Annotated in this window: 21 protein-coding genes; 10 read left to right on the top strand and 11 right to left on the bottom strand. The window is 48.8% G+C overall.

What is annotated here, in order from left to right:
- Positions 1–5 precede the first annotated feature (5 nt).
- Complete coding sequence (locus B147_RS0124160) at positions 6–2,282, bottom strand: cysteine synthase (RefSeq protein WP_020589779.1); 2,277 nt, start codon at positions 2,280–2,282, stop codon at positions 6–8.
- A 169-nt stretch (positions 2,283–2,451) separates the two neighbouring features.
- Between B147_RS0124160 and B147_RS0124155 the strand changes: the two genes are divergently transcribed.
- The 8 genes from B147_RS0124155 (at position 2,452) to B147_RS0124120 (ending at position 14,578) form a co-directional block, all read left to right on the top strand.
- Positions 2,452–4,677: an LPS-assembly protein LptD gene (locus B147_RS0124155; protein ID WP_020589778.1), complete on the top strand. Its 2,226-nt coding sequence runs from the start codon at positions 2,452–2,454 to the stop codon at positions 4,675–4,677.
- Positions 4,674–5,198: a UpxY family transcription antiterminator gene (locus B147_RS0124150; RefSeq protein WP_020589777.1), complete on the top strand. Its 525-nt coding sequence runs from the start codon at positions 4,674–4,676 to the stop codon at positions 5,196–5,198. Before B147_RS0124155 ends, B147_RS0124150 begins: the two co-directional genes overlap by 4 nt.
- A gap of 75 nt (positions 5,199–5,273) precedes the next feature.
- Positions 5,274–5,549: an HU family DNA-binding protein gene (locus tag B147_RS0124145; protein ID WP_020589776.1), complete on the top strand. Its 276-nt coding sequence runs from the start codon at positions 5,274–5,276 to the stop codon at positions 5,547–5,549.
- Positions 5,550–5,564: 15 nt separating this feature from the next.
- Positions 5,565–6,590, top strand: a complete 1,026-nt coding sequence (gene holB / locus B147_RS0124140; RefSeq protein ID WP_020589775.1) for a DNA polymerase III subunit delta' — start codon at positions 5,565–5,567, stop codon at positions 6,588–6,590.
- A 14-nt stretch (positions 6,591–6,604) separates the two neighbouring features.
- Positions 6,605–7,402, top strand: coding sequence for a PSP1 domain-containing protein (locus B147_RS0124135; protein WP_020589774.1), 798 nt, complete (start codon positions 6,605–6,607; stop codon positions 7,400–7,402).
- A 12-nt stretch (positions 7,403–7,414) separates the two neighbouring features.
- Complete coding sequence (gene metG, locus B147_RS0124130; RefSeq protein ID WP_020589773.1) at positions 7,415–9,328, top strand: methionine--tRNA ligase; 1,914 nt, start codon at positions 7,415–7,417, stop codon at positions 9,326–9,328.
- Positions 9,329–9,348: 20 nt separating this feature from the next.
- The gene (locus tag B147_RS0124125; protein WP_020589772.1) at positions 9,349–10,740 is read left to right on the top strand and encodes a penicillin-binding transpeptidase domain-containing protein; all 1,392 of its coding nucleotides are present in this window, start codon (positions 9,349–9,351) and stop codon (positions 10,738–10,740) included.
- A gap of 124 nt (positions 10,741–10,864) precedes the next feature.
- On the top strand, positions 10,865–14,578 hold the full coding sequence (locus B147_RS0124120; protein WP_020589771.1) for an SIS domain-containing protein: 3,714 nt from the start codon (positions 10,865–10,867) through the stop codon (positions 14,576–14,578).
- A 15-nt stretch (positions 14,579–14,593) separates the two neighbouring features.
- Here B147_RS0124120 and B147_RS0124115 read toward each other — a convergent pair whose 3' ends face one another.
- From B147_RS0124115 to B147_RS0124080, 8 genes are read right to left on the bottom strand one after another with little or no spacing between them, the layout of a single operon-like run.
- A complete protein-coding gene (locus B147_RS0124115) occupies positions 14,594–15,361 on the bottom strand; it encodes a ComFC family protein (protein ID WP_020589770.1) in 768 nt (255 codons plus the stop codon).
- Entirely contained in the window at positions 15,361–16,188 is an 828-nt protein-coding gene (rlmB, locus tag B147_RS0124110) for a 23S rRNA (guanosine(2251)-2'-O)-methyltransferase RlmB (protein ID WP_020589769.1), read from the bottom strand. The genes B147_RS0124115 and rlmB overlap by 1 nt, the downstream gene beginning before the upstream one ends.
- Complete coding sequence (gene gmk, locus B147_RS0124105) at positions 16,188–16,748, bottom strand: guanylate kinase (RefSeq protein ID WP_020589768.1); 561 nt, start codon at positions 16,746–16,748, stop codon at positions 16,188–16,190. Before gmk ends, rlmB begins: the two co-directional genes overlap by 1 nt.
- Positions 16,749–16,751: 3 nt before the next feature.
- The gene (locus B147_RS0124100) at positions 16,752–17,024 is read right to left on the bottom strand and encodes a DUF370 domain-containing protein (RefSeq protein ID WP_020589767.1); all 273 of its coding nucleotides are present in this window, start codon (positions 17,022–17,024) and stop codon (positions 16,752–16,754) included.
- An 18-nt stretch (positions 17,025–17,042) separates the two neighbouring features.
- Positions 17,043–17,927: a YicC/YloC family endoribonuclease gene (locus tag B147_RS0124095; protein WP_020589766.1), complete on the bottom strand. Its 885-nt coding sequence runs from the start codon at positions 17,925–17,927 to the stop codon at positions 17,043–17,045.
- 4 nt (positions 17,928–17,931) lie between these two features.
- Entirely contained in the window at positions 17,932–18,465 is a 534-nt protein-coding gene (locus B147_RS0124090) for a DUF4416 family protein (protein WP_020589765.1), read from the bottom strand.
- Positions 18,462–18,635 carry a Trm112 family protein gene (locus B147_RS31410; protein ID WP_020589764.1) on the bottom strand — a complete coding sequence of 58 codons (174 nt, stop codon included), beginning with the start codon at positions 18,633–18,635 and terminating at the stop codon, positions 18,462–18,464. Before B147_RS31410 ends, B147_RS0124090 begins: the two co-directional genes overlap by 4 nt.
- A 12-nt stretch (positions 18,636–18,647) precedes the next feature.
- Positions 18,648–20,411 (bottom strand): ABC transporter ATP-binding protein, encoded by a 1,764-nt coding sequence (locus B147_RS0124080; RefSeq protein WP_020589763.1) that lies wholly within the window; start codon positions 20,409–20,411, stop codon positions 18,648–18,650.
- A gap of 66 nt (positions 20,412–20,477) precedes the next feature.
- Between B147_RS0124080 and B147_RS0124075 the strand changes: the two genes are divergently transcribed.
- Together B147_RS0124075 and B147_RS0124070 are read left to right on the top strand one after the other, a co-directional pair.
- The gene (locus B147_RS0124075) at positions 20,478–21,752 is read left to right on the top strand and encodes a 3-deoxy-D-manno-octulosonic acid transferase (protein WP_033397915.1); all 1,275 of its coding nucleotides are present in this window, start codon (positions 20,478–20,480) and stop codon (positions 21,750–21,752) included.
- Positions 21,749–24,232: a penicillin acylase family protein gene (locus tag B147_RS0124070; RefSeq protein ID WP_020589761.1), complete on the top strand. Its 2,484-nt coding sequence runs from the start codon at positions 21,749–21,751 to the stop codon at positions 24,230–24,232. Before B147_RS0124075 ends, B147_RS0124070 begins: the two co-directional genes overlap by 4 nt.
- A gap of 65 nt (positions 24,233–24,297) precedes the next feature.
- Here the strand turns inward: B147_RS0124070 and B147_RS0124065 are convergent, their stop codons facing one another.
- Positions 24,298–24,558, bottom strand: coding sequence for a Txe/YoeB family addiction module toxin (locus B147_RS0124065; protein ID WP_020589760.1), 261 nt, complete (start codon positions 24,556–24,558; stop codon positions 24,298–24,300).
- Entirely contained in the window at positions 24,551–24,805 is a 255-nt protein-coding gene (locus B147_RS0124060) for a type II toxin-antitoxin system Phd/YefM family antitoxin (protein ID WP_020589759.1), read from the bottom strand. The genes B147_RS0124065 and B147_RS0124060 overlap by 8 nt, the downstream gene beginning before the upstream one ends.
- Positions 24,806–25,533 lie beyond the last annotated feature (728 nt).

The following is a 25,533-nucleotide window of genomic DNA, read 5'->3' as shown; positions in this document are numbered from 1 at the left end:
GAATTTTACACCTTTTGATCATGAACCAGGACCCCCATTTCATCCAGTTGTTTTCGGATCCTGTCTGCTGTCTTAAAATCTTTTTGCTGCCGGGCCGCGTCCCGTTCAGCCATGAGTGCTGCCACCTCTGATGAATACGGTTCCTTTTTGCTGAAATCAAAAATATTGAGCACTGTATCTATATCTTTGAAACAGTTCAGCAGGCGCTCTGCACCTGCTGGCCCAACCTGACCACCAACAACCATACGGTTGATCCGCTTCACACCGGACAAAAGATCGGATATCAGGACAGGGACCTTAAGATCGTCTGCCATGGCATTCATCATGCCCTGGCGCAGATCATAGGTGATATGCTGGATCTCCTCTTCATTGGACTGACCCGACACGTGACCAAGGGAGTCAATGCACCGATTGATTCGAGAAAGAACGGTTTTGGCATCATCCAGACTTTTTCTGGATAACAGCAGCGATTTTCTGTAATGGGCGGACAGCAGCCAGAAGCGAATGGTCTTCTCGTCCCATCCCATGTCAACCAGCCGATCCAGGGTCAGTGAACTGGCATCATCGGTATTCAGCGACCCGTCATACTGCACCGGATGGCAATGCATCCACACCCTGGCAAAAGAACCGCCGGCAGCCCTTGCAATGGCAATCTCATTTTCATGGTGGGGAAACATAAGCTCCCTTGAGCCCGTGTGGATATCAAATTCTGCGCCAAGAAAGGTTGACGCAAGAGCAGCACACTGCAGATGAAGCGAGGGACGGACATTGCCCCATTCGGTTTTAACGCCCAACCCCTGTTTAAGTTCCGACAGCGTTACCCGCTTGAGCAGGGTAAAGTCCCTGGGATTGTTCTTTTCATATTCATCCAGGTCCACAGTGGCCCCCACCCGGATCTTGTTGAGATCCACCCGGGAAAGGCGGCCGTAATCCCCAACGCTTGCCAGGTCAAAGTATACGGAATGAAGCTTTTCATAGGCATGGTTGTTGACAAGCAGTTTCCGGGTCAAATCCGTCATTTCATTAAAGTGCTCGGATACTCTGGGGTAGCCTTGTGCCGGCCGCATGCCAAGCCGTGACAAATCAGCCAGAAAGGCGTCAATAAAAGGCTGGGTAAATTCCCGGGGGGTGATTTTTGCCTGCCTTGCCCCGTCAATGGTTTTATCGTCATAATCGGTGATATTAACGATATGTTTGACTTTCACATTCTGGTATTCAAGGTAGCGGACAACCAGATCCGTAAACGCGTGACGCCTGAAATGGCTGATATCCAAACGGCGGTGTACCGTGGGACCGCAGGTATAAATACCGACTTCTTTGTCCCCTTGGGGGTTTAAGGACTCTTTTTTCCCCCCCAGGGAATTGTAAACGGTAAGGTCAATATTCTTTTTTACGCTGAAAAGCTCGGTGGAAAGATAGCGTTCCCCCGAATCCGGAAAAATCACAACAATGACCCCGTTTTGAAGACGCTTGGCTTGCTCAAGGGCCACGGCCATGGCCGCACCTGAACTCATGCCCACAAAAAGTCCCTCTTTTGCGGCCAGTTGCCGGGCAGTCTCAAAAGCCGCCTCATCATCAATGTGGACGATTTCATCCAGTATGCTTTTATCAAAAATCTCAGGGGTATACGACTCTTTCATATTTTTAAGACCCTGGATGCCGTGTCCCAAATAGGGCTCGGCACAGATCACCCGGGCACGATGGTCCTGATCCCTAAAATACCGGGACAGTCCCATGAGCGTTCCCGAGGTGCCCACAGTTGCCACCACGGCATCCACCTGGCCCTTGGTCTGGGCCATGATCTCAGGGCCTGTGGTATGGTAATGGGCTTTCCAGTTGGCTTCATTATTATATTGGTCCGTGAGAAAATATTTATCCGGATATTCCCTGGCCAGGCGATAGGCCTCTTCAATGGCCCCGTCCGATCCCAGGTGCCGGGGGGTAAGAATAATCCGGGCCCCCCGGGCCTTAAGTATTTTTTTACGCTCCTCACTGGCGCTTTCGGACATGGCCAGGGCCAGTTTGTAGCCCTTGACCGCACAAATCATGGCAAGGCCGATGCCCGTATTTCCCGAAGTGGCTTCAATGACGGTCTTGTCTGGCGTCAGATCACCGTCTGCCTCAGCTTGGCTGATCATATACAAAGCAGCCCTGTCCTTAATGGACCCACCCGGGTTCATGTATTCAAGCTTGGCCAGGATGGTGACCCCCGGCACGGAATTAAGTGTCTGAATTTTTACAAGGGGGGTGTTTCCGATTGAATCAATAATGCTGGCATACATGGGTATCCTCTCTTTGCCGGGGGAAGCCGGCCACGGTTCTTCCTGACAAAAGCCAAGATTATCGGCCTAAAGCCGATTTGCCCAGCGGTCTTGACTTTTCAAGTATAAAATGGCTTTATACAGTAATTTTATTTGATTCGCAATTTATTAAACAGGCCCATTTTCACCTATGGTTTCATGTAAAAGAGTGCTGTGCCAGATATGTATTGTCCCGGCCGTCATTATATTCCTTTCAGGCCGGGCCTTTTGTTTTTCAGCTTCCATGCCCACCGAGAAGGTGTCCTGGCACATCCAGGCCCGGCAGGTGAGTTACGAAGATAAACGCAAGCTCTACATTGCGGAAAATGACGTGGTGATTACCGGGGGAAAAACACGCCTGGAAGCGGACTATGTCGAATTCTCAGATGTAACCAAAGACGCCTTTGCCAAAGGCAATGTCCTGTTTATTTCAGGGAATGACACCATTACCTGCAAATCCATGAATGTCAACCTAAGCTCGGAAACAGGTACGATCAACGAAGGCACCATATTCCTCCAGGAGGGTAACTATTATATTTCAGGGGAAAAACTTCGAAAAACCGGAGAGTTCAGCTATGATGCCCAAAAAGGATCAATCACCACCTGTGAAGGAGATACGCCGGCCTGGAAAATCACAGGAAAAGACATTGAGGTGACCGTAGACGGATACGGCCACGCCAGCCATGCCGTCCTCTGGGCCAAAAAAATGCCCACCCTCTATACACCCTATTTTGTATTCCCGGCCAAAAAAACACGCCAGACAGGGCTTTTGATACCCATGGCAGGATATTCGGACGAAATGGGGTTTGAATACCAGCAACCGTTGTTTTTAGCGCTTTCTGACAGTACCGACGCCACCTTATACCCCCATTATATGTCGGATAGGGGCCTAATGCTCTCCGGCGAATACAGGTATGTAATGTCCCCGGACTCCAAAGGGATGATCATGATGAGTTATCTTGATGATGACACCATTGGAGACAACGCGGATGAAAACGAAATGTACAATATTTCCAGTACACCCGACCGTACCAACCATGACAGGTACTGGTTTCGAATGAAGAATGATCAGGAGCTGTGGTATGGCTTTAATGCCAAACTTGATATTGATTATGTCTCTGACATGGATTATCTGCGGACGTTTGGAGACGGCTATGCAGGATTTGACAGCACGGATCATGCATTTGAAAAAATGTTTGGCCGTGATCTGGATTCAGAGACCGATTACACCCGGGAAAACAGCCTGCTCATATCAAAGAACTGGTTCTCATACGGCCTGAACATAGAAACTTTGTGGTATGACAATATTGAGGCCCGGCAGACAGACATAGATGACACCACCCTGCAGACCCTTCCCTCGGTTGAATTTTTTGCTGCCCGCCAGAAAATTGCAGAGGGGTTCGGCTTGTATTATAAAATGGACACGGAATTTAAGTCGTTTTACCGCCAGGACACCACGGACACAGAAGTTACGGGCAGACGGGCAGACCTTCACCCGGTATTTTATTATCCCATAAAATGGGGCAAAGCATTTTTTATAGAACCCTATGCCGGTGTCAGGGGGACCTTATGGGATGCAGATGACTTCACCGACAGCGACGGAGATGATTCTGATGTCAGAGCCCGGGGGCTCTATGAAATGGGTATGGATATGTCAACCACTCTTAGCCGTGTGTTCACATTAAACACGGATTTTGCCGACAAAATCCAACACAAGATCATGCCCAGACTGGAGTATGATTATATCCCCTCTGTAGATCAGGAGGACCTACCCTACTTTGATTCCATAGACGATATTTTAGAAAAAAATATTATTACCTGGTCTTTGACCAACACGTTCACCTCCAGGAAGACAATAACGGACGAAAACGGGGAAGAATCCAGGATATACAAAGAACTTTTCTGGTTCAAGCTCTCCCAAGGCTATGACATCCGGTATGAACAGGATGGGGATGACGCCGAAGACGACCCCTGGCAGGATCTGACATTAAAATACGAATTAAATCCCATGGCATACCTGGCGTCAAACGGAACCATCGCCCTGGACCCCAATAACGGTCATTTCACCAAGATACAGGTTGGAGGCACGGTATCGGATAATAGAGGGGACAGCATTAATCTGTCCTACCGGTATTCAAAAAGTAATTCACATACCTGGAAAACACGAGTCGCGGCCAATCTGGTGCCGGACCTCCTGAACGCCTATTATTCACTTGAAACCGATCTTGAAGCAAAAAGAACCGTTGAAACCAATATTGGTATTTCCATCAATCAACCATGCTGGGGATTAAACCTGGCGTTTAAAGATGAATCTGCAGAAAAATCATTTGCCTTCATGGTAATCTTGAAGGGTATCGGAGGATTCGGCACACAATGAAAGACAATGCTCTTTGGTTCGCCCTGCTGACCCGAAGCAATTTCGAGCAAACAGTATACTCCCGCATAAGCAAAAAAAAAATAGAGACGTTCCTGCCCAGGACAAGAAAGCCCAGCAAAAGAAAAGACCGCAAGCTTATGATAGAAACCCCGTTGTTTCCAGGGTACGTGTTTGTTAAATCCACCATGGCACCGGTGGACCAGTTACCCATTTTAAAAACCGTGGGTGCCGTCAGACTTTTAGGGAACTCTGCCGGTCCCGTACCCGTGCCCGAGCACCAGATTGAATCGCTCAAGCTGTTAACATCCGTGGCCCAGGATTTGGTTACAGGCAGCATTATCGAGTTGAAAAAAGGCGACCCGGTAATGATCCTCGAAGGCCCCATGGCCGGGCTGAAAGGAGATTTTTTTGAGCATAAGGGCAAGGGGCGGGTCATTATCAAAGTGGACCTGTTAGGCAGATATGCAGGCGTTGAAGTGGATTTTGACAATGTTGAAAAAATTCCGGCCCTATTATCATAAGCCCTTGACTTTTTGATGCATATTCATTAAAACCCCTGGAAAAACTTTTTAGCTGTTTAACATATTTGAGGTTCCATGAATAAACTTGAATTGATCTCCACATTAAAGGACCGGGCGAATCTGACCAAATCAGAAGCAGCCGATGTAATAAGAATATTTTTTGACTCCCTGTCAGATGCCTTTGTCAAGGGAGAACGGGTCGAAATAAGAGGACTGTGCAGCTTTCATATCAAAGAATATAAAAGCTATGTGGGAAGAAACCCCAAAACCGGACAGAAAGTGGATATCCCGCCCAAACGCCTGCCGTTTTTCAAATGCGGAAAAGAACTCAAAGAGCGGGTTGATTATTAGTCCGATGTTTCTGATATGCCTCCTGCACTTTCCGAAACAAACCGGGGAGTTCTTCCCTCGTCTCTGCCATTATCTGAATTAACTTATATTGTTCAGACCGGTCGGATCCCCAATGCCCTGCTTTTTCACGGGCCCCGGGGAACCGGCAAACGACAGGCTGCACTTTTTTTTGCACAGGCCTGCAACTGCCGTGCAGACAACAATCGGCCGTGCGATATCTGCGTTTCATGCAAAAAGATCTCTGCGGGCATGCATCCGGACATGATCTTTCTGGGTCCGGCTGAAAACAAAAAAATGATCACCATTTCCCAAATTCGGGACATGGGCGGCATCATCGCATCCCGCGCCAATGAAGCAGCATTCAGAATGGTTTGCATCCTCCATGCGGACCGGATGAATCCCCAGGCCCAGAATGCCCTTCTCAAGGTGCTTGAAGAGCCGCCGGAACATACATTTTTCATCCTTGCCGTAGAGCAGACCGCGCCCCTTTTACCTACCATTTTATCCAGGTGCCGACGTATTGACTTCCAGGCACTTTCAGACCATGAAATCAAAAAAATTTTATGCACACAATACGGACTTGATCCTGAAACCGCACACATTATCAGTGGAACGGCCGGAAGCGACCTGGACCAGGCCCTGCGCCTTTCGGGACTGAACAAAGGGGATGCACCGGACTGGAAAATGCTGCGACCGTGGTTAATTAAAGAGATATGCCGGTTTTTAACTCTACCACAGCATCAAAGTGCCTTTAAAAGCCTTGATTTATCCAGGCTTCTGTCGGCCCATCCGGAATATCTTCATGATGCCATGGCAGTGCTTCGGACCGTATTCAGAGATTTTTGCATATTAAAATACATGCCGGATAAAATAGTTAACCTTGATTTTTTAAGTGTATTTAAAGATACTAGTAGGATGCATTCATATTTCCGGATGTTAACATGGATGACACTATTTCACGAGACGGAAAAAAGACTGGAATCCAACAGCGGCAATAGACTGACCCTTGACCGTTTTTTCCTTTCTTTGTCTTTATTTTAAAAAAGGCCAATTCTATGGTAAATGTTGCGGGCGTTAAATTTAAAACCGCAGGTAAAATATACGATTTCAACAGCAACGCCTTGGTTGTAAATTTAGGAGACCGGGTGATTGTTGAAACGGAACAGGGGCTGGGATTCGGCATCGTTGCCGTGCCGTCCCAGGAAAAGGATAAGGACGAAAAGTCCTTAAAAAATATTGTCAGAGTGGCCACCCAGGAAGATTTCAGTAGACGCACGGAACTTGAATCACTGGAACGGCGCGCCTATGAATACTGCATTAAGTGCATAAAAGACCTGTCCCTCTTAATGAACCTGTTTAGTGTAGAGAGCACCTTTGACAGAAACAAGCTGACATTTTTTTATACGGCGGACGGCAGGATTGATTTCAGGGAACTGATTAAATTCCTGGTCAAGGAATTTTCCATCCGCATTGAAATGCGTCAGGTCGGTATCCGAAATCTGTCCAAGCATGTGGGCGGTGTAGGGAAATGCGGCAGGGAACTGTGCTGTTCCTCTTTTATGCATACCTTTGATCCGGTGTCCATCAAAATGGCAAAGGAGCAGGGGCTAAGCCTGAACCCCACTAAAATTTCAGGGGTATGCGGCCGGTTGATGTGCTGTCTGACCTTTGAAGATAAGACCTACCGCCACTATAAAAAAAAGATGCCGAAACTGGGCAAAATCATTACGGTTGAAGATGTCCAAGGCAAAGTCGTTCGCCAGAATGTGCTCAGGCAAAGCGTCACCGTCAGGCTTGAAGACCGCACGGAAAAAGAAATATTTCTGTCACAACTGAAAAAAGAAAACACTTAGGAACCCATCTCAATGACTTGTCAATACTACACCACGCCCATTTATTATGTGAATGCCAAACCCCATCTCGGCCATGCCTATACCTCAATTGCAGCAGATGTCGCAACCCGTTTTAAAAAGATGGAAGGGGCTGATACCTTTTTTTTAACAGGAACGGATGAACACGGGGATAAAATCGTTCAGGCCGCGGAAAAGGAAAACACTACGCCTAAGGCTTACGCAGATAAAATCAGCAAACTATTTCAGGATGTTCTACCCCTGCTCAACATAGAAAACGACCAGTTTATCCGTACAACCGATCCTAAGCATATTGAGGTGGTAAAATCTGTTCTGTCCACAATTTATGACAAAGGGGACATCTATTTTTCAAGTTATGAAGGCATTTATTGCTTTGGGTGTGAAAGATTCTACCAGGAACGCGAGCTTGTGGACGGGAAATGCCCGGACCACGGCACGGTGCCGGAAACCATCAAGGAATCAAACTATTTCTTTAAAATGAGCAAGTACCAGGACTGGCTCATTGAGCACATCGAAACCCACCCGGATTTTATCCGGCCCGAACAGTACAGAAAGGAACTTCTCTCATTTCTTAAGGAGCCTTTGGAAGACCTGTGCATCTCCCGGCCCAAAACCCGGCTGACCTGGGGTATCACCCTGCCCTTTGATGAAGATTATGTCACCTATGTATGGTTTGACGCCCTGGTTAACTACATTACGGCCCTTGAATACCCTGACGGAGATAAGTTTAAAAAATTCTGGCCCACCACCCGGCATTTTGTGGCCAAGGACATTATCAAACCCCATGGAATTTACTGGCCCATCATGCTTAAAGCCGCCGGCATTAAGACATACAATGGGTTAAATGTCCATGGATTCTGGAATGTCCAGGGCTCTAAAATGTCAAAAAGCATCGGCAATGTCACCGACCCCGTCGAGGTAACCGGAAGGTTTGGTGTGGATGCATTCAGATATTTTCTTATGCGGGAGATGGTATTTGGCCTGGACGCCAATTTCACAGAAGATGTTATTATCTCACGGATCAACTCAGACCTTGCCAACGACTTGGGCAACCTGTTCTCCCGTGTGCTGTCCATGAACCACAAATATTTTAAAGGTACCATCCAGGGCCCGGCTGCGGATCCGGACAACGGCTTATTAAGCCTTGAACCTGAGGCGGCAGCAGCTTTTGAAGCGTACACAACGGCCATGGCGGAGTGTCAGTTTCACAAGGCCCTTGCAAGTGTCTGGGAACTGGTGTCAGCCATGAATAAATACATTGTTGCCAACGAACCCTGGACCCTGGCCAAAGATCCGGCACGCGCAGACGAACTTGGTACGGTGTTGTACGAACTGCTGGAGGGGATTCGCCTTGTGGCGGGTCTGATCTGGCCGGTCATGCCGGAAACCAGCGGTAAAATCATTGCCGCCCTCGGCCTTGAACTGCCTGAAAAAGGGTTTTTCACCCTTGATGCCGTCCGGCCCTGGGGCCAGATGCCACAGGGCATTACCCTGGCAAAGCCCCAGATCCTTTTTCCCCGGGTGGACGTTGGAAAAAAAGCGGATGCCCCCCCTGCCCCCCAACCCCTCAAACCGGCATTAAAAGACGAAATCACCATTGAGGATTTTTCCAAAATCGATCTGAGAGCCGGCAAAATCCTGTCTGCCGAACGAATTGAAAAATCGGACAAACTGCTCAAACTTCAAGTGAACATAGGCGCCCAGACCCGGCAGATCGTGGCTGGTATCGGCAAATCCTATACCCCCGAAGAAGTGGTGGGCAAAGAGGTTATTATCGTGGCCAACCTGAAACCCGTGAAACTTATGGGCGAGTTGTCCGAGGGCATGGTGCTTGCAGGAAGTGTGAAGAAAAACCTTGTTCTTTCCGGATTTAACGGCAGTCCTAAATCCGGTTGCCCCATTAAATAGCATTTATTTGAGATACACCCTTGGATTCTATTAAAACAGAACAGTCCTGGCGAGAATTTCAGGCAAGCTATACCCAGCAAAAAAAGAAACGGTCCATGGCCCTGTGCATACGCAAAATTGCGGTTTTGCTCTGTCTTGGTGCGGTGGCCTGTGCACTGATCTGGTTTGGCGTATACACGGTATCCAAAATCGGCAAATGGCTATTTTCCCCAAAACCTGATAAGACTGCAAGTGAAACGGCCCCGCCCAAGCGCCTTGATAAATTCCAGGTCCAAACCCTGGTCCAAAATATTGATATTCTCAATGCCACAACAGACCGGTTCTTTGCGGACGGGCCGTCCTGGACATATACCATCCACACCCATCTGGACACACGCCTCCAGGAGGAACTGATCAAAACGCTGGACTATCTGAAGACCCTGGACAGGGGAAAACCCGAACTCATCGCCATGGTGGCCATGGACGGCAGCACCGGATTCATAAAAGCCATGGCCGGATTTGATACGGGCAAGCCGGGCAACAACCCCTGCACATCGGCCGGTTATCCCGCTGCCAGTATTTTCAAAATCGTCACCGCATCTGCCGCCGTGGAAAAATTAAACTACACAGCCACCACCCCCCTTTATTTCAACGGCAGAAAATACACCCTGTACAAACAACAATTAACAAACCAGAAAACAAAATACACCAGCCGGGTTACGTTGGAAACAGCCTTTGCCGAATCCATAAACCCTGTATTCGGCAAGCTTGGACAGCTCACCCTGGGCGAAGCGACACTTAACAAGTTTGCCGAAAAATTTGGATTCAACCAAAGTCCGGATACGGATTTTAATTTTTCGGTCTCCTATTTTTCAACAACCGGAGGAGATTACCATTTGGCGGAACTTGGATGCGGATTTAATCGAGACACGCTGATTTCACCTGTATTTGCAATGACCTTGATTTCAGCTGTGGCGAACAACGGACAAAGCCTTGTCCCCCGTCTTGTGGACCGGATAGCCAATTCGGATGAAGAGGAGATTTACAAAAGTACCAAAGAGATATATAAAACACCGATCAGCGCCAAGACAGCCGCCACCATGAAAAGACTCATGAAAAAAACCGTATCAAGCGGTACCGCCGGAAAATCATTCCGGGGATATTCGCGGGATAAAGTATTATCAAATCTTTTGATCGGTGGGAAAACCGGCTCCCTGTCGAACCGGGAGCATACGGTCAAATACGACTGGTTCACAGGATTTGGTCAAAGAAAAACAACAAAAGATACTTTAATTGTCACAGTGTTAGTGGGTCACGGCAAATATATCGGGACCCGGGCATGCATTCACGCAAAAAACATGCTGAAAACCTATTTCAGCGCCCCCGAAACCCAAAAAAGTTCGCTAACTGCAACTTCAGCTGTTCCGGAATAACAGGCGCTGACCAACCTGGCCGCCCAACATCCAGGTTAACCCCACAACACAGCATGAAAGCAACTCAATACAGAACGATGACTTTCATATACAAAAATTCCGGAACGTATAACGGAGGAGACATATGAGACGGCAAGACAATTTTTCAACACATTTTTTTGATTATCTTAAACGCATTGCAAAAATAAATGTGGATATGGGAAAACCGTTGTCTTCGGTGGAGGAGAACACTGTACTCTTTTTCCCCGACACCGGCTGTACCCTAAACTGTGGGATTTGTGCCCTTGTGGCCTTTAAAGGGCCTGCCTGTGAAGATGATCTTAAATCCCTGTCCAAAGGTGTTGAAACCCTTTCAAAAAATCGTCTTGGCCCGTTTTCCAAAGATAGAAGCCCAATGGTTTCACAAGATTACCTGGGCGGCAAAGAATTTTTATCCACCTTATTTGACCATGCCCAGAACCTTAAACAGGAAACGATTTTTGCGTCCCTGTTTTATAACCGAGAAAAAACCCGAAAACTGTCGGACGTCGCCCGGAATATTGAAAAAATTCTTACGGATGAAGTCCGGGATTTTAAATCTGCCACCGCCAACTTATCCACACCCGAGGTAGAGATAGCCGCAAATTATATTGACCAGCTCAAGGATCTCTACTGGTGTCTGAAAAAAGAAATTATTGACAATATCGAATCCGTTGAGCACCTGGCCCCGGGTATAAGGAAAGAAAATAACCCTTCAGGGATAGCGCTTTTCAAACGGATCAATGCCGTACTCAACAGCCTTGATCGCCTGGAGGTCAGAGGGCGGGATTCGGCAGGTATTTCAGTGCTGTGCACCCTGGATGAAGAAGAGTTCTCAAAGTATAAAAGCGTTCTGGGAAAAAAGGGGCTCGCCGAAGGGTTAGAAAACAGATGCAACCGACAAATCCTGTCAAACAACACTATCTCGATCAATGAAATCAGCACACCAGATTCCCTGAACCGCATTACCATCTGTTTCGTATACAAATTTGCAGCAGAAATAGGTGCCCTTGGCGACAACATCGCCTTTATCAGGAACCAGATTAAAGATGACCATCTACTCCAGGTGCTTGCAGGGTTTTCCCTATCCGCATCATCGGTCTCGGCCCATACAAGGTGGGCATCAATAGGTGATATCACCGAGGCCAACTGCCATCCTTTGGACAATACCTCCACAGATACCAAGGTATCCCAAAGCGGCATCATCCATGTTTGCCTTAACGGGGATATTGACAACTACCTGGAACTGAAAACCGAATACGAAGCCCGGTACGATAAAATTCATCCCCAGATCACCACGGACACCAAATTGATCCCGTTGCAGATTGAACACCACCTGAAAATGGGCGCACCCATTGAAGAGGCATTTCGCCTGGCGGTCAATGAATTTGAGGGATCCCATGCCATTTCCATGCACACGGACCTTGCCCCGGGCAAATTGTTTCTGGCCCAGAAAGGCAGTGGGCAGGCCATTTTTGTGGGAGTCGCCCCGGACCATTATATTGCGGCATCTGAATTATACGGGGTGGTGGAGGAGACCCGCCACTACATTAAACTGAACGGCGAAGAAAATGGACAAATCGTGATCCTGGACCAGGAGAGTGCCGGCGGCATTGAAGGGGTGCGCTCCTTTTACTATGACCGCCAGCCCATTACCCTGACTCAGGAGGATTTACTCACCAGTCAAATCACCTCCAGGGACATTGACCGCCAGGGGTACAACCACTATTTTCTCAAGGAAATATCCGAAGCCCCGCTCTCCGTTGAAAAAACACTGGAAAACAAATTCAAACAGAATCCGGGTTCAGGACTTTTCAATGTCAATCTGAGCAGGACAATCATTCCGCCGGACCTGGAAGAAGATTTACGATCCGGAAAAATAAAAAATATATATTTCATCGGCCAAGGGACAGCCGGTATTGCCGCCCAGGGATGTGCGGATCTTCTCACCCATTACCTGGGGAGTAAAGCCATGAACATTCGCGCCCAGAAAGCGTCAGAACTTTCCGGGTTCAGCATCGGCTGCAAAGGAGACAATGCCAGAGCCATGGAAAACACGCTGGTCGTGGCCATCAGCCAGTCCGGCACCACCACGGATACCAACCGGACAGTGGACATGGTCCGGGCTCACGGAGCAAGAAGCCTTGCCATTGTAAACCGCAGGGATTCGGATCTGACCTTCAAAGTGGACGGGGTATTGTATACCAGTTCCGGCAGGGACATAGAGATGTCCGTGGCCTCCACCAAGGCCTTTTATTCCCAGATCACCGCCGGGGCCGTGCTCGGGCTGCACCTGGCTGCGCTGCTCAATGCCAGAAGTGAAAAATATATCAGCGATCAAATCCATGCACTGATGGCACTGCCGGCAAAAATGAAAACGGTGCTTGACATGCGTGAAGAAATTAAGGCATGTGCGGACAACCTGGCCATATCCAAAACATACTGGGCCACGGTAGGTTCCGGTGCCAACAAAACATCTGCCGACGAAATCAGAATTAAACTGTCGGAACTGTGCTACAAAACCATCTCTTCGGATTTTGTTGAAGACAAAAAACATATTGACCTGTCAAGCGAACCATTGATCATTGTCTGTGCTGCGGGAACCAGAGAAAGTGTGCTTGGGGACATCATCAAGGATACAGCCATTTTCCATGCCCACAAAGCCTGTCCCATTGTGATCACCACCCAGGGCGAAAACCGGTTTGATCTATATGCCAAGGCCGTTTTCAAGATACCTGAAATCCAGGAACATTTTGCCCCGGTTCTCAATACCCTGGTGGGCCATATCTGGGGATACTACGCAGCCCTTGCCATCAATGACAAATCAAAATTTCTCTACGAGGCAAGACTGAAAATAGAAAATATCATCGAAGAATTCAGGCGCATGGGCCATGATGATTACGAGGTGCTTTTAGAGAACAAATTCACCGAAACCGTAGCGGAATTCTATAATCAATTTTCCTTGAAAAGGCGCCAGGGAGAATTTCCCAGTGCCATCGGCCTGAATACGGTTTCAAACATCACCTTGCTGCTCAAATATCTGTCCGGCAGGCTGCCGGTATCGGATTTTGAAATGGACTTTGGTGTTAAAGGCACCCCGCCAAATATGCTGTCCACCTTTTTTACCACCATGAACCAGGCCATTAATATCATGGCCCGGCCCGTGGATGCTATCAAGCACCAGGCTAAAACAGTTACCGTGGGTACCAGCCGGATCAGTGAAAAATTTGAAGGTATCATATTTGATATCCTGGCCGAGCACGACATCCAGATTCCTTTGATTACCAACACCAATGTGCTGGTCCTTAAAAACCTGCAGGAAATTATATCCGAAATTAAAGGTGCGGTACTCTACCGCATCTCCGGCTTAAGCCTTTTGGGAAAGGTTACACCCGACACCCGCATTGATGTGGTATCAAAAACCGGCATTCTGACCCATGAGTCCTCAAGGGTGGAAACAGATCACCGTCTTCAGGGCACCAAAAACATCATTGTCAGGGAGGGCAACGTATATATCGGCAAGGGCCGGAAAGACAACAGAAGCATTCTGGTGATTCCGATACTTTCATCGTCGCCGACATCTCCCAACATCATTGAATTAATTTTGTCTTTAAACATCGCCTTTAAATCCACAGAAGAGGTTACCCTGCTGAAAAAAATCAAGGCCTTGGGCGGGAAATATACCCGGCTTAAAGACTGGATTCTTGAAAGTAAAAATGTGGCATGGGATGATAAATACCTGAACCTTGTGGACATTGAGACCCTGTTCGGGGCTACGGCTGAGCAGGCTGTGGAGGCGATTGTTGAAAAATTAGATTAAGTGCCCGGCCCGGTGTCAGGCCCTGGCCAAAACCAGGGCAGACACACCGGCAGCCCCTGCCGCCAAAAGGGTCTGGGCCGCAGCATCGCAGGTGGCCCCAGTGGTAAACACATCATCCACCAAAAGGATGTGTTTACCTTTGATACGGGCAGGATTTGGGCAGGCAAAGGCCTGGGTCAGATTCTTTTTTCGTGCCTTATGGTCTAAGCCGGTCTGGCTGATCGTTGCCCGGACCCGGGCAAGGCCACTGATGTCAATGCGCCATGGCGGCGGCCGATCATAGGCATCCTTGTACAGTCGGGGAAAATTTCGGACAAGAAAATAGGACTGGTTGAATCCGCGCTTTTTAGCCTTTGAGCCATGGAGGGGGATGGGCATGATCAGATGAAAATGATCCATGTCAAAATGGGTGGCAAAGGCCTGAAACAGATGGCGTTCAAAGGGCCGGGCCAGACTGAGCTTTGATTGGTATTTGAACAACCCCAAGGCCCTTTGTATCATACCCTTATACACAAAGGCCGCCCTGACGCTCTGCATTGCCATGGGTGTCTCAAGACAGGCGCCACACAGATGGTCAGGGCCGGATTCAAAACAACGGCCGCAGGCAGGGCAAAACGGGTGATCAAATACCGGCATCCCCTGTCCCAGGCAGGTGAGGCAAAAGCAGACGCTTAACGGGTTCTCCGTGGGCTTTTTAATGTATTTTCCGCATCCCAGGCATTTATCCGGGAAGATCAGTGCGCCCATCCCGGCCACGGCCGCTTTGGCCAATTTTCTTATCATCAGGCGTTGAGGCCCAGGCGCTGACGGCGGGCCTCGAACATGGCAATACCGCCTGCCACGGATGCATTCAAAGACGTAATATGGGTTTCCATGGGAATGGACAAAATAAAATCACAGGCTTTTCTTACCCCGGGCCGCAGTCCGGTATGCTCGCCCCCCACCACAAGGGCCAGGTTGCCGGTAAGGTCTGCCTCAAAAAGGCCTTTATCGCCACCGGCATCCAGGCCGGACACCCAGGTGCCATATTTTTTAAGGTCACGAATCAAAGCCGAAAGATTAGTGGCTAAAAAGATGGGGGCATGCTCCATGGCCCCGGCCGAACTGCGGGACACCCCGGCAGACGGCAGGGCACAACGGTCTTTTGGCATCACAATATAATCCACATCGGCACACAGAGCGGTGCGGATCAACGCACCGGTATTTTGTGGATCTTCAATGCTTTCAAGAATAAGAATAAAAAACGGGTCCGTCCGAATTTCAATCTGCTTGATCAACGCAGAGACGGATTGGACCGGAAAGGGAGACACCCTGGCGGCGATGCCCTGGTGGCGGCCAAAGCCGGCCAGCCGATCCAGTTCCTCACCGGTAAGGGTTTGCACCGGCACTTGTTTCTTGCCCGCCAAATCAGCCACGGCCTGAACACGTTTATCAGACCGGTTTTCATACACCATGATGGATTCAAATTTACGCTGGCCGGCTTTCAAGGCTTCAAATACAGAGTGATATCCGTAGAGGATCTCTTTATCCCCGGGATTTCTATTTTCGCTGTTTCGCTTCTGACCCCGGGCTTTGTGCCTCCGACCCGGGGGTCCTGATTTGCCGGCCATCAGTTCGCCGTCTCCTGTTCAACAATGGCAACAAGTTCGGTAACCGCATCCTCCAGCACATCATTGACCACCACATGGGTATAAAAGGATTTCTGGGCAATTTCCCCTTTTGCATTCTCCAAACGCGTGCGGATCACCTCTTCGGTATCGGTTCCCCTGCCCCGCAGCCGCTGTTCAAGCACCGCTAAAGACGGTGCCATGATGAATATGGAAACACAATCCAGACCAAAATCCATAATCTGTCTCCCCCCCTGGACATCAATATCCAATAAAACGCTTCGGCCTGAGGCAAGCCGTTCCTGGACAAAAGGGGCGGATGTGCCGTAACAATTGCCGTGGACTTGCGCCCACTCCAGCATCTGGCCGGATTCCACCATTTCCATGAACTGTGCTTTATCCGTGAAAAAATAGTCCTTTCCGTGAACCTCCCCTTGTCGGGGGGGACGGGTGGTATGGGAAATGGAATATACCAGATCGTCAGCCCGCTTCAACAATTTTTTGACAAGGGTTGTCTTGCCGGCACCTGAGGGTGCTGACACAATAAAAAGTTTTGCCGCCATGCCCTATTCCTCCTGGAGTTCCCCGGGGTTTTGGATCAGGGATTCAAAGCGGGCGGAAACGGTTTCCGCCTGAATCGCAGACAGAATCACATGGTTTGAGTCCGTCACAATGATGGCCCGGGTTTTTCTGCCATGGGTCACATCGATGAGGCGCCGGTCCTCCCGGGCTTCATCCTTGACCCGCTTCATGGGCGACGAGTTCGGGGATAAAATCGCCACCACCCGGTCGGCCACCACAGTATTACCAAACCCAATGCCCAAAAGTGGCTGTTCCATAATTTTCCTTTTAAAATTTTATTCGATATTCTGCACCTGCTCCCGAATCTTTTCCAGTTCGGATTTCAGGTCGACCACGGCATGGGACAGGGTCGCATTACCGGCTTTGGAACCAATGGTGTTAAATTCCCGGTTAAACTCCTGGATCAAAAAATTGAGTTTTCTGCCCTGGGACTCATTTTCATCCATGACTTCCCGGAACATTTTAATGTGGCTGCGCACCCGGACAATCTCCTCGGAGACATCACTTTTATCCGCAAGAAGTGCGGTTTCCTGGGCCAGACGGACCGGATCAAGACAATCCCCGTCCTCGGCAGTGAGCACGGCCAGACGCTCCTTAAGCCGGGCCTTGTAAACTTCCGGTATGGTTTTGGCCTGTTCTTCAACACTTGCCATGCGCTGTTCAATGTCTGAAATACGAGCGTGTAAATCCTGGAACAGGTTTTCGCCCTCACACTTTCGCATGTGGTCAAGGGCCTGGGCCGCGTTACGGGCCGTGTCACACAAAGCGGAACGGAGAAGCTCCAGATTGACTTCCGGTTTTGCGGCCACAATGACCTGCTTGGCCCCGAGTACGGTTTCCAGGGCAATATCACCGGAAAGAGAAAGGGTGTCCCGGACCGTTTTCAATGCGCTATAATAGGCTTTAGCCTTAATAATGTCCACCTCAAACAGATCCTGGTCCAGGGACTGGTCTTCCAGAGTTGCCCGGATCTCTATTCTGCCCCGGGTATGGAACTGCCCCATGATTCTTTTAATTTCCTCTTCAAAGGGCTGACAGGTTTCGGGCAGATAAATGGAAAAATCAAGAAAACGGGAATTATAGGCGCGAACAGTCATGTCCACGGTCAGGGCTTCCAGGGTGTGGGACACCTTGGCAAAAGCGGTCATGCTTTTTATCATACAATTATCCTTTTATGGCCTTAAGATCCGCAAGATACTTCTGCCTCACCTGTCCTAAAAATTTGAGCACAGCAGGGGAGGCATAATCCGGATAAGTCCATTCCAGGGTTTTAAAGCCTTTTTTGGTGTACATTAATGTCAGGTCAGCATAAATTTTCTGTCCGATGTAAATCCTGTGGGAATACTCCTTTCCCGTGGCCAGGATAAACCGGGAAGACAGAAGATACCCCGGATCAATGTTGATGGTTCTGTTATTCTGGTCCAGGCAGTCGGATTCGATCCTGTTTGTGTCAAGTTTGATCGAAGACAGGGCATCTTGTTCCATGAGCGGCTTAAATGCAATAAGCCTGCGAAACAACGGCTCCCCCATTTCCCTGTAATAATAATCGGTGAAATCAAAATCCAGCCAGGGGGAAATCATGTCCACGGGGCCGCCCACAGCTTCAAGGCGGTCAAAGACCGATGCCAGAACCGACTTCTCTTTCATAAAAACCGACATCACAAGCTTTGCCGGTACAGGTTTTTTAGGTGTACTCATTGTTTAACGGGAATGGCCTCGTCAATGAGCATAATGGGAATATCATCCCGGATTTCGTATTTAAGGGCACAGGCGTTGCAGACCAGGCCGTCTTCTGCCTCGGTCAGTTCCACCGGACCTTTACATTTTGGACATACAAGAATATCAAGCAGTTCCTTTGATACAGCCATGTTAGTATCTCCTTAAATTGTGTTAATGTTTTTAGTTTGCATGGACTGCAGTTTATAATAAAAGCCCTTTGCAGCCATCAGATCATCGTGGACACCTTGCTCAACAATGGTTCCGTTTTTAAGCACAATAATCCGGGAGGCATAATCTATGGTGGACAGCCTGTGGGCAATGACAAAAGAGGTACGGCCCTTCATCAGATTTTCCAAAGCCTTTTGCACAACTTTCTCTGCTTGGGAATCCAGGGCCGAGGTTGCCTCGTCTAAAATCAGAACCGGCGCATTTTTCAAAAGCGCCCTTGCAATGCAGATCCGCTGTTTTTCTCCGCCGGACAACCGGGAACCAAGCTCTCCGATTACAGTATCATAGCCCTTGGGAAAACCACAGATAAAATCATGGGCAAAGGCGGCTTGTGCCGCAGCTTTAACAGCGGTATCATCTGCATCCATTTTTCCATACCGGATATTGTCCCGCACCGTCTCATTGAATAAAATGGGCTCCTGGGTCACAATGGAAATATGGTCCCGAAGGGAAGCAATGGTCAAGTCACGGACATCGTGTCCGCCAACAAAAACACCGCCTTCGGTTACATCATAAAGTCTTGGGATCAGGTTCACCAGGCTGGTTTTTCCACCGCCGCTCATGCCCACCAATGCCAAGGTCTCTCCGGGGGCGGCTTTTAGATTAATATTCTTTAGGGCTAAAGATTCTTCAGGCCCGTAGGCAAAGGAAACGTTTTCAAAAACCACCTCACAGGATGACGCCTGAAGGGGCCGGGCATCGGGTTTGTCCACCACATCATTTTCGGTTTCCAGCACATCAAAAACCCTGGATGCCGCAGCCATCCCCTCCTGGATGGTATTGTTCAGGGAGGATAATTTTTTCACCGGGGCATAAAGCATCATCACGGCAGTCAAAAAAGAAAAAAACACACCAGGTGTGGACGTACCGTTGACCACCCGCATTCCGCCAAACCAGATAACAAAAGCAACGCCTAACCCGCCTAAAAATTCCATAACCGGGGAGGACAAAGCCCGGGTCATCACTTTTTTCATTTCCAGCCGGAACAATTCTCTGGTCTTATCCTTAAACCTGGCCGTTTCAAAGGACTGAAGATTGAATATTTTAATAATTTTTGTCCCGGAAAAGGTTTCATGCAAAAAGGCGTTAAGATCTGCCATGGTTTCCTGGGTTCCTATGGAAAACCGACGGATTCTTTTACCAAATATGACGATGGGGTAAAAGGCAATGGGCAGAATAATAAAGGCGCCTAACGCAAGTTTCCAGTCCCTGTAAAAAATAACAAACAAAAACGCGATAACAGAAAAGAAATCCCGAAACAGGCTGATAACGGCCGTGGACACCATGCCTTTGACAATATTGACATCATTGGTGATCCGGGACATAAGCACCCCGGTTTTCTCCTCGTGGATATATGCAATGGGCAGACTCATAATTTTGTCATAAAGGCTGTCCCTGAAATTACGGATAATACGCTGCCCCACATAATTCATCAGGAATTCCGACCCGTATGACCCGGCACCTTTTAGAAAAAATACAAGGACGGCAAGGCCGGGGATGAGCAATAACTTGGTACTGTCCTTGGCAATGAAAATATCATCAAGAACAGGTTTCACCAGCAGGGCCATACTGCCGTTGGCACCTGCTACCACCAGCATACATAACGCGGCCAAAACAATTTTTTTCCAGTGGACAAGCACCATCCGGATAATCTTTTGTCTGCGTTCATTAGACAAGTTGTTTTTTTTTGATTTCATGGGCGGGAGTAATTGCTTTACGGATTCTATTGTCAAGTGTCAAAAAACATGAGAGCATATCCTCCCATGACAAAGTGTGCCTTTATACCCAATTTTTTTAAATTTTACAATATCCTGTGGAAAGGGGCCCTGCCTTTTTTAAAGCGGCACCCAAGAATAACTCCCACCTTTGAGAAGCGTATCAATCCGGTTCACCTCCAACCGGCAGATATCTGGATACAGGCGGCATCGGCCGGAGAGGCGTACCTTGCCGTATCCATTATAAAGGCCCTTCACCCGGACAGGCCGGTCACCATGCTGTTGACCACAACCACGGATCAAGGCATGGAAATTCTGACACAAGCCCTGTCGCCAAAACAGTTTTCATCCCATATCAGCCTGAGTGTTGACATTTTCCCCTTTGACAGCCCAAAGGCCATGAACAAAGCGGTGCAACAGGTTAATCCGGCTGTCATGGTTTTGCTGGAAACCGAACTGTGGCCGGCCCTCCTTTATGCGTTAAAAAGAAATCAAACCGCCGTATTGCTCATCAACGGCAGGTTGTCCCCCAAAAGCGGCCGGAATTATAGGCTCACTAAAGCGCTCTGGCGATCTTTTTCCCCAGAACGTATCCTGGCCATCTCTGACAAAGATGCCGAAAGATTTTCCCAGGTGTTTTCCCACACCCGTATTGATACCATGAACAATATCAAATTTGACCGCATGAAGGTTCAGAACACCACTGGTAAAACTTCGGCCTTAGCGGCAATTGTCCCCCGGGAACTGCCCCTGTCTATTTTTGCCTCCTTCCGCCGCCAGGAAGAAACGCAGATAATTGATATGATAAAAGCCTTATTAGCAAGGGTCCCGAATCAGGTTATCGCCTTGTTCCCCAGACATATGCACCGAATCGCCCCATTTTTTAAAAAATTAAATAAAAAAGGTCTTAAGGTCTACAGAGGCTCGCAGATATCATCCATTCTACCCGGTCCGGCCATTATCCTCTGGGATAAATTTGGAGATCTGCACCAGGCTTACAGCCATGCCGACGTGGTGTTTGTCGGTGGAAGTCTTGTGCCCTTAGGGGGCCAAAATTTCATGGAACCCGCAGGATTAGGCATTCCAACGGTAATCGGCCCCCACTGGCAGGATTTTGCCTGGGTGGGAAAAGAAATTTTCAATACGGGTGTCGTAACCCGTTGTAGAAACAGACAGCATGCGGTTCAAACCATGTGCAAGCACCTGTTGGAATCCGGAAACAGACAAGCCCGCATTGATGCGGTGAATCATTATATTTTACAAAAACAGGGCGGGTCACAAACCGCTGCAGATACCATTTGGGCGTCAAGGAGCAAAAAATGATTGGAAAATATTTGGCCCGTTTTGTCATGGTTCTCTTATTTTTTCTTCCGGCGTTCCCTGCCATGGGCGGAACACCAGGAAAGAATATTGCAAAACCTTGGGCACAGAAAAAAATGGATGTACACGAGCACCTCAACTGCTTCAACACCAAAACTGTGGAAACAAACCGGGATGACAAAGGCGTCTGGTTTATCACAGGCTCAAATAAGGCAAGTCTTTACACGGTTTTCGAGGCCATGGGATATGCCGTGGCAACAGACCGGCTATGGCAGATGGAGCTTTACCGTCGCCAGGCGTTAGGAAGGCTGGCTGAAATTTTCGGCCCAGAGCAGTTGAGCACAGATATTTATCTCCGGACCATCGGCTATTCACAAGAAGAGCTGCATCAGGCAGTTGATGCCTTGAAAAAAGAAACCCGAAACGTCATGCAGGGTTATGCCGCCGGAATCAACAGAAGGATTGAAGAAATTGGGAATGATCCGTCCCTTTTGCCCGCTGAATTCCAATTCCTCACAGGTGCTGCGCCGGAAAAATGGACCTGCCGGGACATCCTTGCCTGGACGGCCATGATGCAGCGCAACTTTGACGCCGAGGCCCTGAATACCACCCAGATCGAAAATGCGACCCTGCTTCAGAGCCTTATCCGGACCTACGGTCCCGAGCAGGGCTTCGGTATGTTCAATGACTTGAGATGGACCAATGATCCTGCCGCCCAAACCTATATAACGGACAGGCCTGCAGAGCATCCGGGAAAGCACAGAGGCCCCGTTTTCAAACACGGGAAAGGCCCTGCTGTCATATCCGATATAGTTATAGACAAGGCACCCGACAGCATCAAAGAACGCCGGGAAAATACGGTCAAAAAGCTAAAAAAAATCAACGCATTTATTAAAATGGGAAGCTATGCCTGGGCGGTCTCCGGCAGATTGACCGATACCGGGAATCCCATGATTTATTCCGGCCCCCAGATGGGATTTTCCGTTCCCAGCATCGTGACCGAGGGCTCCATCCGGGCCGGCGGACTGAATGTCTCCGGCATGACGGTTCCGGGCATCCCGGGTATAATCATCGGCAGAACGCCCCACCATGCCTGGTCCATGCAGGTGGGGCACGCACACACAACGGATTACTATATTGAATCCCCTGACAAGGTCTTTCTCCATCGCCTGGAAACCATCAAGGTTGCCGGTGCCGACGATGTGATGCTCCCGGTATACCGGACCGCCCACGGCCCGGTGATTCAGCCCATGCCCTATAATCCCACGGATCAGGAAAGCACGATTATCTCTTGGAAATACGCCCACTGGGAATATGAATTCAACAGTATAGAGGCGTTTCTGGACCTGGCCCGGGCTCGGAATATGAACGAGTTTGGCAGGGGAATTGAAAAGCTGGGCGTGTGCCAGCATTTCTGCTACGCAGACAGGCAGGGTAACATCGCCTATTGGATGTCCGGCCGGAACCCGGCGAGGCCTGCCGGGGAATGGCGACTGCCCCAAGGGGCGGTAGACGCGCCTCTGGAATGGGACAGCAAAGTGCTCACTGCCCGGTCCACGGACCGGAATCCGGCCAGAGGATATTACGCAGGATGGAACAACAAGACCAATCCTGAGTATGACAACTGTTACAACAGCACCATCGATATATTCGGTTCCTTTCAAAGGTCCCATGTAATCTATGACTATTTTGACCGGGCCATTGCCGAAAACAGACGGCTCTCCTTTGAAGATATCCGGGACCTGGCCTTGAATATCGCCGCCACGGATTCCCTTGGTAACGGTGGCAATCCGTGGAAATTTGTGTCAAATTCTTTCACCTCAGCAGTTCTTGGCGCAAATGAAGACACCCCTGTTGAGGGCCGGCTCCAGGCCCTGGAACTCCTCGAAAACTGGGATGGACACTTTGTAGCGGGGGGAGAAGATATGTGGGCTGCCGGAACGAACCTGCAAGACGCATGGATACTCATGGATGCTTGGATCAATGAGGTAATGGCCCTGACCTTTGAAGACGAGCTGGGTGCCGGACAGCTTGAAGGGATTTTATTCAACGTGCTCCTCCACGGACTTGCCGGAGAAGATGCATCGGTTATCAATACCTATGACTGGTTCCAAAATGAAGACAAAACCGCCCCCCAGACACCGGGAGATATCATTGTGACAGCCCTGGATACGGTATTGGAGCGCCTGGGCGAACAGCCTTGGGGAACGAACCTCAGAGAGGATATCGTCTACACCCACTCAATCCTAGGGGAAGTCCACAGGCATCCCTTTGCATCCCGGTCCACCTATGCCCATTGCCTGGAGTACGGTTCCCGCGGTCCGGTGAAGATCCAAAGCATGTTCCCCTTGGGTGAGTCTGGAAATATCCTTCTGGACTCGTCCGGAAACCTTGTTTTTGACGATAATTTCTGGAGCATGATCCCGGTTTTTGATGAATTTGTATACAGGGATATTCCCCTTTTCAAAAAAAGAAAGCATTGATATCGACTATCTCATAATCGTCAACACAAGCCTGGTCCCTCGAGCCTTTTGTTCGATTCTATGTTTTAATAATGGTATCTACATGAAATGATTGTGAGATAATCATCATCGACAGCGTAAACCAAGCGATTTGTATCATCAATTCTTCGGGACCAAAACCCAGATAGAGTTTCTCTCAGTGCTTCAGGTTTCCCTATGCCCTCAAATGGCTGCCTCATTGTGTCGTTAATGAGTTTGTTGATTCTTTTCAGTGTCTTTTTGTCTTGTGTTTGCCAGTAGAGATAGTCCTTCCATGCTTCTCCGGTCCAGGCTAATTTTCTATCCATCTATTAAATCTCTTTTCTGGACGTCCCCTTTTTTAAATTGTTGAATAGATGTTGTTAAATGTGAAGCATTGGCAGGAGATCTGAGAAGGTAAAAAGTCTCCATAAAACTATTGAACGTTTCCAATGACATGATAACAGCGTCCTCTGAATCACGACGTGTAATGATTGTATAATCAGCATCGTCTGTCACTTGATTCAAAACTCTCTTTAAATTATTTCGTGCTTCGCTAAAATTGACAATTCTCATAATGCCCTCCAAACTTGTTCTTTTTATAGCACAAGTATAATAATTAATTTTATACTTGTCCACTATTCCGTACAAGTATGGTTGTTTTTTTGAAATCGAATTTCCCACCTTACCACCCAGGCTCCCTGCCTGGATGTCGGTATTATGATCCACTAAGACTGCAAGGAGGTTGATCCACTTTTTTTATTATCGACGATCATTTTTTAGGCACAACGCCTCACATCACCGGAAGGAAAAAGCAGATCGGCGAGGAACGAGGAACTGCACTTTTTTCTGTCTGCGTGCATGTGATTGTGTGTGCCGGGCACGGCACATGTTCTTAAAAGTGAGTCAACTGTATAGAATTCCAATACATTTGGCAAGTCTTAGACCCAGCCTGATGGAGGCGAAGGGTGTAGTGGTATGGCAACGGGGTACCGGTGACGGTACTTCGAAAGGAAGCCGTCCTGCTAAGGCAGGGCACCACAAAAGTACGGGGTGACGAACAGAAATCGGGTGTGAGGCGCACATACCGGGACGAGCCTGCACAACAAGGTAAAGTCCTCTATCCATTACAGGGTATGTCCGTAAACTCGGCATTCACGTACTGAAAGACATGTGTTTACCCCGGGAGATCTCCCATGTGCCCAAAATGGCTGAGGGCCGGGTAACCGGTCCTGACCGCATGGGAGAAGTCAGCAGAAGGCATAGTAGCCGGTGGAAACGAGCCCCGCAAAGGTGGGGAGGTC

It is taken from the genome of Desulfobacter curvatus DSM 3379, from assembly GCF_000373985.1.
In the GTDB taxonomy this organism is placed as follows: Bacteria; Desulfobacterota; Desulfobacteria; order Desulfobacterales; family Desulfobacteraceae; genus Desulfobacter; species Desulfobacter curvatus.
This window is presented reverse-complemented; position numbering and strand designations above follow the sequence as displayed.

Coding starts and splice junctions, on each gene's coding strand:
- B147_RS31410 (WP_020589764.1), bottom strand. CDS start 18,635: ATGGCTGTATCAAAGGAACTGCTTGATATTCTTGTATGTCCAAAATGT.
- B147_RS0124115 (WP_020589770.1), bottom strand. CDS start 15,361: ATGATAAGAAAATTGGCCAAAGCGGCCGTGGCCGGGATGGGCGCACTG.
- B147_RS0124135 (WP_020589774.1), top strand. CDS start 6,605: ATGGTAAATGTTGCGGGCGTTAAATTTAAAACCGCAGGTAAAATATAC.
- gmk (WP_020589768.1), bottom strand. CDS start 16,748: ATGGCGGCAAAACTTTTTATTGTGTCAGCACCCTCAGGTGCCGGCAAG.
- holB (WP_020589775.1), top strand. CDS start 5,565: ATGCCTCCTGCACTTTCCGAAACAAACCGGGGAGTTCTTCCCTCGTCT.
- B147_RS0124075 (WP_033397915.1), top strand. CDS start 20,478: ATGACAAAGTGTGCCTTTATACCCAATTTTTTTAAATTTTACAATATC.
- B147_RS0124155 (WP_020589778.1), top strand. CDS start 2,452: ATGGTTTCATGTAAAAGAGTGCTGTGCCAGATATGTATTGTCCCGGCC.
- B147_RS0124100 (WP_020589767.1), bottom strand. CDS start 17,024: ATGGAACAGCCACTTTTGGGCATTGGGTTTGGTAATACTGTGGTGGCC.
- B147_RS0124150 (WP_020589777.1), top strand. CDS start 4,674: ATGAAAGACAATGCTCTTTGGTTCGCCCTGCTGACCCGAAGCAATTTC.
- B147_RS0124145 (WP_020589776.1), top strand. CDS start 5,274: ATGAATAAACTTGAATTGATCTCCACATTAAAGGACCGGGCGAATCTG.
- metG (WP_020589773.1), top strand. CDS start 7,415: ATGACTTGTCAATACTACACCACGCCCATTTATTATGTGAATGCCAAA.
- B147_RS0124095 (WP_020589766.1), bottom strand. CDS start 17,927: ATGATAAAAAGCATGACCGCTTTTGCCAAGGTGTCCCACACCCTGGAA.
- B147_RS0124160 (WP_020589779.1), bottom strand. CDS start 2,282: ATGTATGCCAGCATTATTGATTCAATCGGAAACACCCCCCTTGTAAAA.
- B147_RS0124080 (WP_020589763.1), bottom strand. CDS start 20,411: ATGAAATCAAAAAAAAACAACTTGTCTAATGAACGCAGACAAAAGATT.
- rlmB (WP_020589769.1), bottom strand. CDS start 16,188: ATGGCCGGCAAATCAGGACCCCCGGGTCGGAGGCACAAAGCCCGGGGT.
- B147_RS0124070 (WP_020589761.1), top strand. CDS start 21,749: ATGATTGGAAAATATTTGGCCCGTTTTGTCATGGTTCTCTTATTTTTT.
- B147_RS0124120 (WP_020589771.1), top strand. CDS start 10,865: ATGAGACGGCAAGACAATTTTTCAACACATTTTTTTGATTATCTTAAA.
- B147_RS0124060 (WP_020589759.1), bottom strand. CDS start 24,805: ATGAGAATTGTCAATTTTAGCGAAGCACGAAATAATTTAAAGAGAGTT.
- B147_RS0124090 (WP_020589765.1), bottom strand. CDS start 18,465: ATGAGTACACCTAAAAAACCTGTACCGGCAAAGCTTGTGATGTCGGTT.
- B147_RS0124065 (WP_020589760.1), bottom strand. CDS start 24,558: ATGGATAGAAAATTAGCCTGGACCGGAGAAGCATGGAAGGACTATCTC.